This is a genomic window from Hymenobacter amundsenii (genome assembly GCF_002204745.1).
GTDB classification, from domain to species: Bacteria; Bacteroidota; Bacteroidia; order Cytophagales; family Hymenobacteraceae; genus Hymenobacter; species Hymenobacter amundsenii.
Genome location: NZ_NIRR01000010.1, coordinates 24,664 through 37,508 on the forward strand (window position 1 = coordinate 24,664; position 12,845 = coordinate 37,508).

The 12,845-nt window shown below is 62.4% G+C and carries 12 protein-coding genes; 6 read left to right on the top strand and 6 right to left on the bottom strand.

Features of this window, described 5'->3' with window-relative positions; all coding sequences use genetic code 11:
* Positions 1–74 precede the first annotated feature (74 nt).
* Positions 75–788 (bottom strand): pirin family protein, encoded by a 714-nt coding sequence (locus tag CDA63_RS08155; RefSeq protein ID WP_088463960.1) that lies wholly within the window; start codon positions 786–788, stop codon positions 75–77.
* A 285-nt stretch (positions 789–1,073) separates the two neighbouring features.
* Here CDA63_RS08155 and CDA63_RS08160 point away from each other — a divergent pair, with 285 nt between their 5' ends.
* Both CDA63_RS08160 and CDA63_RS08165 read left to right on the top strand, forming a co-directional pair.
* Entirely contained in the window at positions 1,074–3,260 is a 2,187-nt protein-coding gene (locus tag CDA63_RS08160; protein WP_088463961.1) for a S9 family peptidase, read from the top strand.
* Between the two features lie 109 nt (positions 3,261–3,369).
* Positions 3,370–4,308 (top strand): glutamate--tRNA ligase family protein, encoded by a 939-nt coding sequence (locus CDA63_RS08165; RefSeq protein ID WP_088463962.1) that lies wholly within the window; start codon positions 3,370–3,372, stop codon positions 4,306–4,308.
* Positions 4,309–4,321: 13 nt separating this feature from the next.
* Here CDA63_RS08165 and nfi read toward each other — a convergent pair whose 3' ends face one another.
* Complete coding sequence (gene nfi, locus CDA63_RS08170) at positions 4,322–5,008, bottom strand: deoxyribonuclease V (RefSeq protein ID WP_088463963.1); 687 nt, start codon at positions 5,006–5,008, stop codon at positions 4,322–4,324.
* 113 nt (positions 5,009–5,121) lie between these two features.
* Between nfi and CDA63_RS08175 the strand changes: the two genes are divergently transcribed.
* Together CDA63_RS08175 and CDA63_RS08180 are read left to right on the top strand one after the other, a co-directional pair.
* Entirely contained in the window at positions 5,122–5,694 is a 573-nt protein-coding gene (locus CDA63_RS08175; RefSeq protein WP_088463964.1) for a DUF1990 family protein, read from the top strand.
* Positions 5,687–6,412, top strand: coding sequence for a DUF1990 domain-containing protein (locus CDA63_RS08180; protein ID WP_088463965.1), 726 nt, complete (start codon positions 5,687–5,689; stop codon positions 6,410–6,412). The genes CDA63_RS08175 and CDA63_RS08180 overlap by 8 nt, the downstream gene beginning before the upstream one ends.
* 35 nt (positions 6,413–6,447) lie before the next feature.
* Here CDA63_RS08180 and CDA63_RS08185 read toward each other — a convergent pair whose 3' ends face one another.
* The gene (locus tag CDA63_RS08185) at positions 6,448–7,113 is read right to left on the bottom strand and encodes a cytochrome b/b6 domain-containing protein (RefSeq protein WP_088463966.1); all 666 of its coding nucleotides are present in this window, start codon (positions 7,111–7,113) and stop codon (positions 6,448–6,450) included.
* A gap of 197 nt (positions 7,114–7,310) precedes the next feature.
* Here CDA63_RS08185 and CDA63_RS08190 point away from each other — a divergent pair, with 197 nt between their 5' ends.
* Entirely contained in the window at positions 7,311–8,357 is a 1,047-nt protein-coding gene (locus tag CDA63_RS08190) for an NAD(P)-dependent alcohol dehydrogenase (RefSeq protein WP_088463967.1), read from the top strand.
* Positions 8,358–8,570: 213 nt separating this feature from the next.
* Here the strand turns inward: CDA63_RS08190 and CDA63_RS08195 are convergent, their stop codons facing one another.
* The 3 genes from CDA63_RS08195 to CDA63_RS08205 form a co-directional block, all read right to left on the bottom strand.
* A complete protein-coding gene (locus tag CDA63_RS08195) occupies positions 8,571–10,118 on the bottom strand; it encodes a serine hydrolase (protein ID WP_088464041.1) in 1,548 nt (515 codons plus the stop codon).
* Between the two features lie 176 nt (positions 10,119–10,294).
* Positions 10,295–10,789 carry a hypothetical protein gene (locus CDA63_RS08200; protein ID WP_088463968.1) on the bottom strand — a complete coding sequence of 165 codons (495 nt, stop codon included), beginning with the start codon at positions 10,787–10,789 and terminating at the stop codon, positions 10,295–10,297.
* Positions 10,790–10,928: 139 nt separating this feature from the next.
* On the bottom strand, positions 10,929–12,161 hold the full coding sequence (locus CDA63_RS08205) for a pyridoxal phosphate-dependent aminotransferase (RefSeq protein ID WP_206780453.1): 1,233 nt from the start codon (positions 12,159–12,161) through the stop codon (positions 10,929–10,931).
* A gap of 159 nt (positions 12,162–12,320) precedes the next feature.
* Here CDA63_RS08205 and CDA63_RS08210 point away from each other — a divergent pair, with 159 nt between their 5' ends.
* Positions 12,321–12,842 carry a DinB family protein gene (locus tag CDA63_RS08210; protein ID WP_088463970.1) on the top strand — a complete coding sequence of 174 codons (522 nt, stop codon included), beginning with the start codon at positions 12,321–12,323 and terminating at the stop codon, positions 12,840–12,842.
* Positions 12,843–12,845: the final 3 nt, after the last annotated feature.

The window sequence follows — 12,845 nt, forward strand, 5'->3', positions numbered from 1 at the left end:
GGACAGGCTTGCTCCCAGATTGGTGCGGATGTGAACGGGCTTCGTAGCCAGCACGCGGCACTGGCAAAAGCAGGTTAGAATTGCATGGGCACCTCCATGAGCAGCAGCTGGGTATCGGTGGTGGCTTGCACGTCGAACTGCTCGGTTTCCCAGATGCCCAGCCCGTCGCGGCGGCGCAGTTGCTGGCCGGCGATAGTGGCCTCGCCTTCCAGCACGAATACGTACACGCCGTTGCCCGACTTCTTCACCTGATACCCGGCCGCGTGGCCGGCGTCGAAATCGGCCAAGTGAAACCAGGCATCCTGCTCAATCCAGACCCCGGCATCGTCGGGCGAAGGCGAAAGCACCTGCTGAAACTGGTTGCGGCGGTCTTCGGCCCGGAAGCTCTGCTGGTCGTAGCGGGGCGTTACGTTGCGCTTGTTCGGGATGATCCAGATCTGCAGGAACTTCACCTGCTCGGAGCTGCTGTGGTTTTTCTCGCTGTGCGCGATGCCCGTGCCGGCGCTCATCATCTGCACGTCGCCGCTACGGATGATGCCGTGGTTGCCGGCGTTATCCTTGTGCTCCAGCGTGCCGCTGAGCGGAATGCTGATGATTTCCATGTTGTCGTGGGGGTGGGCGCCAAAGCCCATGCCGCCCGCCACGGTATCGTCGTTGAGTACCCGCAGGGCCCCGAAGTGCATCCGGGCGGGGTTGTGGTAGCCGGCGAAGCTAAAGCTGTGGTAGGAGTTGAGCCAGCCGTGGTTGGCGTGGCCCCGGGAGTCGGCAGGATGAAGGGTAGTCTGCATAATCAGTTGGCTAAAAGCAGGCGACAACGGGCCGCTTACAGGTTGATATGTGTACATACATGTATTGCGCCAAAAAGTTCAGTTATTGCTTCCTGGAAGGTGAATAATGTCAGTTTGACCGAAAGGTGCAACGTTGATGCCGCCAGTGTGCCATTTGGCCGTTGGCGCGGTGGTGGGCCAGCGGTTCTGGCAGCGGCCGTATCCCATCGGCGGTGCCCGGTAAACTGTGGCCATTGCGTAATTTGCCCGCCCAATCCTCTTCCTTGATTCTCATACGCAGCCCTTATGTTCAGAATCTTCACGCGGAAAGTGGCCGCCGCGGCCGTTGTTCTGCAGTTGGCGGCCCTCGGGGCCGCCCATGCCCAGGGGCCTTCCTTCGGGGGCGGGTTGCAGTGGACCCAGGACGGCAATGGCTACCTGAAGACCGATAGCGACGAAATCGTGCAGATTGATGCCCGCGACGAAACCAAGCGGGTGGTATTGATCAGCAAGGCCCAGCTCACACCCGCCGGCCAGACCGAACCCCTGCAAGTGCGCCGCTTCGCGTTGTCGGAGAACGGGCAGAAAATCATCCTGAACACCAACACCCGTAAAGTATGGCGCTACGACTCGCGCGGCGACTTCTGGGTGTTCGATATGGCGACCAAAACGTTGCGGCAGGTGGGCAAAGACCGGCCCGGCTCCTCGCTGATGTTCGCTAAGTTTTCGCCCGATGCCCGGAAGGTGGCTTACGTGAGCGAGCACAACCTGTACGTGGAAGACCTGGCCACCGGCACGGCCACAGCCCTGACCACCGACGGCACCAAAAGCCTCATCAACGGCACCTTCGACTGGGTATACGAGGAGGAGCTCAACTGCCGCGACGGTTTCCGCTGGGCCCCCGATGGCCACGCCCTGGCCTACTGGCAGCTCGACGCGGGCCAGACCAAGAACTACCTGATGCTCAACACCACCGACCAACTGTACCCGTTTACGGTGCCGGTGGAGTACCCCGTGGTGGGCGAAGACCCCAGCCGGGCCCGCATTGGCGTGGTGCCCGTAACGGGGGGCGCTACCACCTGGATGCAGATTCCGGGCGACGCCGTGCAGCACTACCTGCCCCGCATGGAGTGGGCCGGCCCCTCCGAGCTGATTGTGCAGCAGCTCAACCGCCGCCAGAACGAAAGCAAGATCATGCTTTGCGCCGCCGGCACCGGCGAAACCAAGCCCCTGTACTCGGAAACCGATAAGGCCTGGGTGGATGCCAAGGAAGAAGCCGTGGGCTGGGACTGGATTGAGGGCGGCAAACGCTTCGTCTGGCTCAGCGAGAAAGACGGCTGGCGCCACATCTACACCATCGACCGCAAGGGAAAGGAGAAGCTTATCACCAAAGGCGACTATGACGTGATCAGCCTGAACCTGGTGGATGAGAAGAGCGGCACGGTGTACTTCATGGCCTCGCCCCAGAACGCCACCCAAACCTACCTGTATAAAGTAGCCCTGAAGGGCGGCAAGGCCGAGCGGGTGTCGCCGGCGGCGCAGGCTGGCTCGCACAGCTACGACATTTCGCCCAACGGTCGGCTGGCCGTGCACAGCTTCTCCAGCAGCGCCACCTACCCCGTATCCGACGTGGTGGCCCTGCCCGACCATAAGCGCCTGAGCGGCAGCGAGGTGCCGGAGCAAGCCAAAAGCATCAAGCTGGCCAAGCCCGAATTTTTCCAGGTGAAAACCGAGGATGGCATTACGATGGACGGCTGGCTGGTGAAGCCCACCAACTTCGACCCCGCCAAGAAGTACCCCATCGTGTTCACCGTGTACGGCGAGCCCGCCGCCCAAACCGTGGTGGACCGCTTTGGCACCGGTTTTAACGGCCTCTACCAGGGCAGCATGGCCGACGATGGCTACATTTACGCCTCGGTGGAAGGCCGCGGCGCGCCCGCGCCCAAGGGCCGCGAGTGGCGCAAATCCATCTACCATAACATTGGCAAAATCAACATCCGCGACCAAGCCATGGCCGCCAAGGCGCTCATGCAGCAGAACGCTTTCATCGACACCAGCCGCGTGGCGGTGTGGGGCTGGAGCGGCGGCGGGTCGAGCACGCTGAACCTGATGTTCCAGTATCCGCAGATTTACAAAACCGGCATTTCCATTGCCGCCGTCGATAACCAGCTCAACTACGACAACATCTACCAGGAGCGCTACATGGGCCTGCTACCCGAAGACAAGCATTATTTCGTGGATAACTCGCCCCTGAACTACGCCAAGAACCTGCGCGGCAACCTGCTGCTCATCCACGGCACCGGCGACGATAACGTGCACTTCAACAACGCCGAGCAGATGATTAATGAGCTCATCAAAAACAACAAGCCCTTCCAGATGATGGCCTACCCGAACCGCACGCACAGCATCTCGGAGGGCGAGGGCACCAGCCGCCACCTGGCCACTACTTTCACCAAGTACCTGAAAGAGCACTGCCCTCCCGGCGCCCGGTAAGGGCTGCAGGATTATTTGAAAAAAGGCCTTCGAAGCAATTCGGAGGCCTTTTTTTGATTGCTAAACCGCCGTTTGAAGGACGCGGATTCTGCCGTAGCTTGCGGTGGTAATGAATTTGGATACGCCCATCGTTTCGCGGCTCGCGCCCACGCCCAGCGGGTTTCTGCACCTGGGCAACGCGGTCAACTTCACGCTTACCTGGCTGCTCACGCGCCGGGCGGGCGGCACGCTGCACCTGCGCATCGACGATCTGGACCGGGCCCGCTACCGGCCGGCTTACCTAAACAACATCTTCCAGACCCTCGACTGGCTGGGCCTCGATTACGACCACGGCCCCATCGGCCCCGACGATTTCGAGCGGCACTTTTCCCAGCAACACCGCTTGCCCGAGTACGAAGCTGCCCTGCAAACTGCCCGCGCCGCCCACCCCGGCCTGTTCTACGCCTGCCGCTGCTCCCGCGCCGCGCTGGCTCGCACGGCCACGCTTGCTGGCCGCTACCCCGGCACCTGCCGGGAGTTGCAGTTGCCCCCCGATGAGCCCCATGCTGCCTGGCGGGCCCGCGTACCATGCAACACCACCATCACGTTCCCCGACCTGGCCCAAGGCCCGCAAACCGCAGCCCTGGCCCAGGAATTAGGCGACTTTGTGGTGCGCAAAAAAGATGGCGCGGCCGCCTACCAGGTAGCATCAGTACTCGATGACGGCCGCTTAGGCGTCAATTTCGTCGTTAGGGGCTTGGACTTGCTGCCCAGCACGGCGGCCCAACTGTGGCTGGCGCAGTACCTGCCAGGGCAAATCAGTTTCGAGCAGACCCGGTTTCTGCACCACGGTTTGGTACTTGACGAAAACGGCCAGAAACTCTCCAAGTCAACCCAGGCCGGCCAGCAGCGCGGGATTCTGGCCGAGGCCATTGCGGCCCAAGCCGTATACCGGGCCGTAGCCCGGCTACTGAAGCTGCCAGCAGAAGCGGGCGAGTCGTTGAAGTCGTTGCTCGAATTCACCCCACTCCCTAACCCCCCTTGTTCTAAGCACAACGAGGGGGGGTAGGGAGTGGGGTGCGCTACCGAATCTCCTTTTTAAACTCCTCGGCCCAATGGTCGGCGAGGCGGGTGGGCTCGGGCAGTTTGTAGCCGCGCAGGCAGGCGAGGGTAAGGCGGGTGGCGGTAGCCTGGTCGCAACGGTGGCCCGGGCTCACGAACAAAGGTTTCACTTTGTCTTTACTGCGGATTACCTGGCCCAGTAGCTCGCCGTTTTTATCGGTGAGCGGAGTGATGCTGCCCTTAGTGAGGGCCGGTTCCTCATAAACACCGGTCAGGCGCTGTTTGGCCACCCCGAACGTAGGCACATCGAGCTCGACGCCCAAATGGGCCGCAATGCCCATGCGGCGGGGGTGCGCAATGCCGTGGCCGTCGACCATGATAATATCGGGCTGGCGGCGCAGCTTCTCGTAAGCCCGCAGCAGGTTGGGCGCTTCGCGGAACGAGAGCAACCCTGGGATGTAGGGCAGCGGTACGGGGCCAACGTGGTAGACCTTCTCAATAAAGCCCAGCGAAGGCAGCTCCAGCACAATAAACACCGAAAGCACCGTGTCGGGGGTCGGAAACGAGGAGTCGCAGCCCGCAATGTAGCGCAGCTCGCCCGGCGGGGGCTCCAGGCGGATCTGGTTGCGCATCTGGTCCTGTAACTGGGTTAGCTCACGAACCAGTTGTGGGTCGGGCGCGGGGCCGGGGGGGCGGAAGTAGGCCATCGGGGGAGTACCGGGGGTGAACCCGGGTGTACTGTTGCAGCCGGGGCGGGGTTGCCGATAACCCGCCGCCGCGGGCTGCGTTAATGCTGACAGGACCTTTTTTTTCTTTCGTCATGCCTAAACCCGAGCAACCCGCCTACACCGGCAGCGGCCCGTTTTTCGAGCGCCGCTACTGGCTCGATGTGCAGCATCCGCGCCAGTCGGCCGCCGAGCTGCTCGACCATGTAAAGTGCCACCTACCCGATTTCTCGCCCGATTTGCTAGCCGATTTCGAGAAGTCGAAGGGAGCAGCCGGGTGCCTGGAAGTCGGTGACGAGTTCCGCATCAAAATTCTGGGCCCCTGGAACGGCGACGTGCGGGTGACCGACCTGGGAGCCGATTTCTTCGAGCTGGCCACCCTGGAAAACCACCCGGAGGCCGGCCGCATCCGTTTTTCACTGCGTCCTCACGACACGCTGCCCGCCACGGTGCGCTTCGAAATTCATTCCTGGGCCCGCTCCCGCGACGGGCTGGTGGCCTTCACCTACGATACGCTGGGCCTGGGCCGGCTGGTGCAGCAGCAAACCTGGGAAACCTTCTGCGAGCGGGTGGGCAAGCTCAGCGGCGGCCTCTGGCTGGGGCCGGTGCAGGTCGAAACCATCCGGCGCGACGAAAACGATGTTGTTCATGCCACGCCCGATGCCTGATTCCGCCGCCCTCAGCCCCCGCCAACGGACCCGCCTCGATGCCTACACCCAAACGGGTTATAACTTTGACCCCGACCAATTAACCGACTATACTGCCGCCACCGGCTGGCGCGTCGACGACTACGAAACCGAGCTGCCCACCGAAGCGCCCGGCCCGCCCGCAGCCCGCGGCTCCTGGGCCGCCGCTTGCGAGGTACTGCGCCGCTACTCGTTTCCACCGCCCGGCCTGATCAGCGGCATCTTTCTGCCCGACCAGCCCCTTAGCCAGCGCGTAATGGTGTTGCGGGCGCAGTTTTTGGGTTTTTCGTTCTGGTTCGGCGTGCGCATCGGGGGAGTAACCGACGAAACCCGACCGCTGCCCGAGGGTGGGCAGGAGCAAGTGTGGGGCTACAACTACCGCACCCTCGAAGGCCATTTCGAGCGGGGCCAGATTGAATTCATCGTGCACAAAAACCTCACGACCGGCCGCGTGTGGTGCCACATCCACGCCGTATCGCAAACTGGCCGCATCCGCAACCCCTTCTATTGGCTAGGCTTTAAGCTGTTTGGCCGGCGGTTGCAGGTGCGCTTTTCCCAACAGTCGCTCAAGCGGCTTGGGCAGCAGGTAGAGCAGATGCTACGCGAGGGGTGGCAGGCGCCGCCGGCCTCCGACAGCCCGACCGTCAAACCTATTTCAGCCCACGACGACGCCCAGGCGCAGCTGGACAAAAACAGGTAGGGGCGAAGCTAAGCCCCGCACCCTACTTGTTCTGGCTAAACGCCTTCGGCAGGCTCGCCCCCGTTGATCATGGCCGATACGACGCCCGGCTCCTCAGTAACTTCGGCCCGGAAGATGCCCACGATGTGGGCTACCACGAAGGCCAGCACGATGTACATCGAAATTTCGTGCACTTCCTTGGCGTAATGCTCTAGGCTACGGAAGTAATCCTCGAACACCAGAATGAGGCCCGTAACGACCATCACGCCCAGCACTACGTAGAAGGCGCGGTAGCTGTAACGCACCCACAACGCCTTGGTCGCCCCAGCCTCGCCAGCGGCGGCCCGGGCCTTGATGGTCTCGATTTTGGCCGCCGTGCGCTGCCCGCCGCGCTGCAGGAAACTCACCACAACGCGGTAAGCCAGCAGGCACGAGATGGTAATGCCGATCCAGATATGCCAGTCCCAGATGCGGTGGGCGATGATGCGGGTAAGGCCGCGTAGCTCCGCGGCCGGTAGGTTCACGCCTTTTTCAGCCAGCACCTTGCTGAACTCGGGAGCCAGCGTTTTTACCTTCACAATAACGAATAGGAACAGAATCGTGATGAGTTGCGCCAGCACAAGGCCCGAGTTGGACCAGTGCCAGATGCGCAGGCCCAGCGAGTTGTGTTTGGGGCCGGCGCCGACGGCGGTAACAGGAGCGGAGGAAGTCTGAGGGGCCATAGGAAGATAAAAGAAATAGGGAAGCGGGCTACTTGCCAGTAAAGCCCGCTGAATTTTACCGGCGGTTAAGGTACGCCGGCTGCGGCAAACGCACCATTAAAAGCAGGCAAAAGCAGCCGCCCCGGAACAAATAGGGCTGTCAGTAGTTATGCTGGTTCGCGCCGAACAATCGGTGCGCTACGAAAAAACTCCTTCTTATGATTGCAGCCCAAGGCTACGCCGCCCCCGCCGCCGACCAACCCCTCGTTCCCTTCAGCTTCGAGCGCCGCGACGTGGGGCCCCATGATGTTCGCATCGAAATCCTGTTCTGCGGCGTCTGCCACTCCGATATTCACCAGGCCCGCAACGAGTGGGGAAGCTCGATGTTCCCGATGGTACCGGGCCACGAAATCGTGGGCCGCGTGACGGAAGTCGGCGCCCACGTCAAAAGCTTCAAAAAAGGCGACCTGGCCGGGGTGGGCTGTATGGTAGATTCCTGCCAGCATTGCGCCGAGTGCAACGAGGGCCTGGAGCAGTACTGCGACAACGGTTTCGTGGGTACCTACAGCGCCAAGGACAAGGACGGCTCCATCACCCAGGGCGGCTACTCCAACAACATCGTAGTCACCGAGAAATTCGTGCTCCACGTATCCGAGAAGCTCGATTTGTCGCGCGTGGCCCCGCTGTTGTGCGCTGGCATCACCACTTGGTCGCCGCTGCGCCAGTGGAAAGCCAAGGCCGGCGACCGGGTAGCAGTTATCGGCCTCGGCGGCCTGGGCCATATGGCCGTGAAATTCGCTGCCGCCATGGGCTGCGAAGTAACCGTGCTCAGCACCTCGCCCGGCAAGGAAGCCGACGCCAAAGCCCTCGGGGCCCACAAGTTCGTGGTTACCAAAGAAGAAGGCGCAATGCAAAGCATCAGCAACTACTTCGACCTGATTATCAACACCGTATCGGCCCCCATCGACCTGATGCCCTACGTGGCCAGCCTGCGCCTCGACGGCACGATGGTGCTGCTCGGCGTTCCGCCCGAAGCGGCCCAACTGCACGCATTCAACCTCATTGCCAAGCGCCGCCGCATTGCCGGTTCGCTGATCGGTGGTATCCAGGAAACCCAGGACATGCTGGATTTCTGCGCCGAGCACAACGTGATGAGCGACGTGGAAGTTATCAATATCGACTACATCAACGAGGCCTACGAGCGCATGATGCAGTCCGACGTGAAGTACCGCTTCGTCATCGACATGGACAGCCTGAAGGCGTAAAACTGCCGCCAAGTGCAATCAACAAAAATAGGGAGGCCCCGATGTACATCGGGGCCTCCCTATTTTTGTCGCCAGGGCTCAAGAACTGTAGCGCGATGCTCTAGCTTCGCGCGTCGTTGAACGAAACGTTGTTAAGTCAGCAACGATACGCGAGGCTGGAGCATCGCGCTACAATCATACGGCATCATATTGCGCAAACGGAGCGGCGGCGGGTTATCGTTTTACGAACACGTAGGGGTCTTGCTCTACATAGTCGTTCACGCGCAGCTCCAGGTTTTTTACCTGGCCGTTTTCGATTTCGAACTTGGCGGGCAGCACCCCGAATACGAGGTCGGAGTAGGTGGCGCGAAACTCCTGGCCATCCATGTAGTCGAGGGTGGCGGTGAGGCCGGGGTGGTTGGGGATGGCCACGAGGAGCTGCTTGCCCTTCTGGGTGACCTGGATGCGGCCGAAGAGCGGGTTCTCGAACTCGCCTACGTAGGCTTTGAGAGGCAGCGGGGCCTTGGTTTTCTTGGCAACGCGGGCAGCTAGAGCCAGCGTGGGGTCGGGTCCGGCTGCCAACTCGCCGGCGCGGCGGCGGGCCAGGGCCTGGGCACTACGGTCGACGTAGGGCACGCCGAGGTAACTGTCGAGGATCTGGTAGCGCAGGGCCTCGAAGAAGCTCTGGTTGTCGTTGTTGGTGAGCACGGCCAGGCCCAGGTTGGCTTCGGGCACGAAGCACACGTTGCTCACCTGCCCCGAGGCCCCGCCGGTGTGCCAGAAAATCTGGCGGCCGTTGTAGTCGGCCGTTTCGGTGCCCAGGGCGTAGGACACGAAGTGCATGGGCAGCGTGGCCGACTTGCGGCTGGTGATGATGGTATTGGCGTCGCGGGTTTTGCGCAGCGCCGCCCAGGGCAGCACCTGCCGGCCCTCGTAGCGGCCACTATCGAGCTGGAAGCGGAGCCAGTGGGCCAGGTCGGTAACATTGGAAGCCATGCTGGCGCAGGGGCCCATGTTGTCCCAGTTATCGAACTGTACCTTGGCCAGCGGCCCGAACGTGTTGGAGTAGGCCGCGGCAATGTTGGGCTGCTTGGCGAACTCCACCGACGACACGAACGTGCGGCTCATGCCCAGCGGTTGCAGCAGGTTCTGCTGCACGTAGCTTTCCCAGCTAGTGCCGCCGGTAGCGGCCGGAATGATTTCGCCGGCCGTCACGAAGCCAGCGTTGCAGTAGCCGTAATCCTTGCGGAACTCACGGGTGGGCTGCATCAGGCGCATGCGGCGCACAATATCGGCCCGCTCCAGGTTGGATTTGAAGAAGGTGAAGTCGCCTTGAAACGTTTTAAAGCCGAGGTGGTGGCTCATCAAATCGCGCACCGTGACCAAACGGGTGCTGATGGTGTCGTAGAGGCGGAAATCGGGCAGGTACTTGGTTACCCGGTCGTCGAGGCTGATTTTCTTCTCCCCATCGAGCTTGGCCAGGGCCGTGCCCGTGAACAGCTTGGTGTTGGAGGCAATCATGAACAGCGTTTGGGCATCCACGGGGGCAGCTTTGCCCACTTCGCGCACGCCAAAGCCTTTCTGGGTTACCACTTGGCCATCTTTCACGACCACCACGGCCAAGCCTGGAATGTTCCAGAGGCGCATGCCGCGCTGCACGTAGCTGTCGAGGCTGTCGGCGATGAAGCGGTTGGGGGCGGTGGTTTGGGCCTGGGCGGCAGTGCCCGCGCACAGTAGCAGGGCAGCGGCGGTGGTTATTCGGAGGAAAGTAGAGGAGGGCATGGGTGGAATTAGGGACTGAATCAAAAAGAACGTCATGCTGAGCGGAGTCGAAGCATCTCTACCGCTTCGTTGTAAAATTAACTCCTGGTGTTGGGTTAGTACTACAACGAAGCGGTAGAGATGCTTCGACTCCGCTCAGCATGACGTTCTTTTCGATCCAGTCCCTAATTCCCTACTTACTCCTTTTCCACCGGATACTCGAACTCACCTTCCAGCGTGAACCGCCGGGCCCCGCGGCCTACCTCGCAGACCTGGCAGCGGTAGGTGCCGCGCAGCCAATGCTTCTCGCTGTTCACGCCCGTAATCGTGACTACCCCGGGGTTGTCGGAGCAGGACTTGGAGTAGGCCGACGTTTTGCCGTAGCGGTAGGAAGCGTCGCGGTTGCGGCCGCTCAGAATTTCCTGAAACTTATAGGTGCCCGCTTCCACCGGAAACCGGTCGATGATGATGTTGAGGCCCTGGCCGTCGGGGTCGTCGGCGCGCACGATGTTGAGGCGCAGAGCGCGGTCTTCACTGAGGAAGAAACGGGAGCTGATGGTATCGGTCGGCACGGGTTTGCCGTTGATGCGCAACGTGAGCTGACGGATAGTTTCGGAGCGGGGCGGGGCTGGTGGGAACTGCGGCGTGGCCCCCAGCAGGGGTAGTAAAAGCAGCGGGAGCAGTCGTTTCATGGCGGTAAGCAAAACAAGAATCAGCCCAGAAACTACGAAAAAAAGCGCGCGGCCCGAGTAAGCGCGTGGTTTTTTCCACCCATTGTTGGACAATGCACGTAATTTTCGTGCAACGGCGGGCGGGGGCAAGCCCCGCCCCCTACTCCTGCCGGCCCGGGTACTGCTGCAGGGCCGCTTCCAGGCAATTCATGGCCCGCTCAATAATGTCGTGGCTGACCACGTAGGCCAGGCGCATCTGCTGGCGGCCCAGCCCAGGAGTGGCGTAAAAACCGGCTGCCGGCGAAACCATAATGGTTTCACCCCGCAGGTCGAAGTCTTCGAGCAACCATTGGGCAAAGCGGCCGGCATCGTCGACGGGCAGGTGGCAGAGCACGTAGAACGCACCCCGGGGCTCGGGGCAGCGCACGCCGGGCATGGCCTGCAGGCGGCGCACCATCAGGTCGCGGCGGGCCTGGTACTCGGCTTTGGTGTGGTCGAAATAGTCGGCGGGCAGGTCGGCGGCGGCCTGGGCCAGCAACTGCCCGAGGCCGGGCGGGCACACCCGCAACTGGGCCAGCTTGAACACCACGTCGCGCAGGGCCTTGTTCTTGGTGACCAACGCCCCAATGCGGGCCCCGCAGGCGCTGTAGCGCTTGGAAATGGTATCGATCAGTACCACGTGCTGCTCGGCTCCGGGCAGCTCCAGGGCGCTGGTAAAGGCGCCGTCGTAGCAGAACTCGCGGTAGGCCTCGTCGGCCAGCAGGTACAGGTTGTGGCGCAGGCACAGGCCGGCGAGCTGTTCCAGCTCGGCGCGGCCGTACACGTAGCCGGTGGGGTTGTTGGGGTTGCAGAGCAGGATGGCGCGGGTGCGGGGCGTAATCAGGGCCTCGAAAGCCGCCACTGGCGGCAGGGCAAAATCATCTTCCAGGTACGACGATACGGCTACCAGCCGGGTATCGGTAGCCACTGCGAAGCCTTGGTAAGGCCCGTAAAATGGCTCCGGCACAATAAACTCGTCGCCCGGATTCAGGCAGGCCAGCAACGCAAACGAAATGGCCTCGCTGCCACCCGTCGTCACGATAATATCGTCGGCCGTTACGTTCAGGCGTTGGCGCTGGTAGTAGGCGGCCAGGGTTTGGCGGTAGGAGTCGAACCCGGCCGAGGGGCCGTATTCGAGTACCCGGATGTCGGCCTGCTGCACGGCCGCCCGCATGAGGGGTGGGGTTTCGATGTCGGGCTGGCCGATATTGAGCGGGTGCACCGTCAGGCCGCGTTGGCGGGCGGCCTCGGCGTAGGGCGTAAGATGGCGGTAGGGCGAGGGCGGGAGCAGCTGACCACGCTGCGACACTGAAAGCATGAGGGAATACGCGTTGAGGTGGGCGCTTGCAGCCAAGCATAGCGCAAGGTAGCAGCCCGCCGCCGGTTGGCCGCTATCAGGCAAGCCAAGCAAAAAGCAAGTGGGACCAATTGGGCGCGTCGGGAAACAACGGTAGGCCCGTTGGCGTTTACTCTGGCCACCTTTGCTGGCTGTTTTACCGCTGTTTCTACCTGTATGCCTGCCCAACCCGAAGTCTGGCTCCGCGGCCCCGTGCCCGGCATTTCGCCCCTGCTCCAGCCCGTGGCCCACTCCTTGCTTCAGGCCCGTGAGGAGCTGCAAACCGCGCTGGTCGGTTTTCCGGCCGAACTGCTGGCGGCCCGGCCCGCCGGGGTCGCCTCGGTGGGTTTCCACTTGCGCCACCTGGCCGGCGTCCTCGACCGGATGCACACTTACGCCCGCGCCCAACCCCTTTCCGAAGCCCAGCTGGCCTACCTAGCCGCCGAAGAAACCGGCCCAGCTTCGCCCCAAACCCTAAGCGAGTTGTTGGAGCAATTCAGCCAGCGCGTCGAGGCACTGCTGGAGTTGCTCCGCGTTACGCCCGAGGCGGTACTGCCCGAGTCCCGGGCGGTGGGCCGGGCAAGCCTGCCGAGTACCGTGGTGGGCCTGCTCGTGCACGCGGCCGAGCATACTACCCGCCACCTAGGCCAGGTGCTGGTTACGGCCCGGCTGGTGCAGGCGGCGTTTCCGGCCGGCTAAGCC

Coding starts and splice junctions, on each gene's coding strand:
- CDA63_RS08155 (WP_088463960.1), bottom strand. CDS start 788: ATGCAGACTACCCTTCATCCTGCCGACTCCCGGGGCCACGCCAACCAC.
- CDA63_RS08160 (WP_088463961.1), top strand. CDS start 1,074: ATGTTCAGAATCTTCACGCGGAAAGTGGCCGCCGCGGCCGTTGTTCTG.
- CDA63_RS08165 (WP_088463962.1), top strand. CDS start 3,370: ATGAATTTGGATACGCCCATCGTTTCGCGGCTCGCGCCCACGCCCAGC.
- nfi (WP_088463963.1), bottom strand. CDS start 5,008: ATGGCCTACTTCCGCCCCCCCGGCCCCGCGCCCGACCCACAACTGGTT.
- CDA63_RS08175 (WP_088463964.1), top strand. CDS start 5,122: ATGCCTAAACCCGAGCAACCCGCCTACACCGGCAGCGGCCCGTTTTTC.
- CDA63_RS08180 (WP_088463965.1), top strand. CDS start 5,687: ATGCCTGATTCCGCCGCCCTCAGCCCCCGCCAACGGACCCGCCTCGAT.
- CDA63_RS08185 (WP_088463966.1), bottom strand. CDS start 7,113: ATGGCCCCTCAGACTTCCTCCGCTCCTGTTACCGCCGTCGGCGCCGGC.
- CDA63_RS08190 (WP_088463967.1), top strand. CDS start 7,311: ATGATTGCAGCCCAAGGCTACGCCGCCCCCGCCGCCGACCAACCCCTC.
- CDA63_RS08195 (WP_088464041.1), bottom strand. CDS start 10,118: ATGCCCTCCTCTACTTTCCTCCGAATAACCACCGCCGCTGCCCTGCTA.
- CDA63_RS08200 (WP_088463968.1), bottom strand. CDS start 10,789: ATGAAACGACTGCTCCCGCTGCTTTTACTACCCCTGCTGGGGGCCACG.
- CDA63_RS08210 (WP_088463970.1), top strand. CDS start 12,321: ATGCCTGCCCAACCCGAAGTCTGGCTCCGCGGCCCCGTGCCCGGCATT.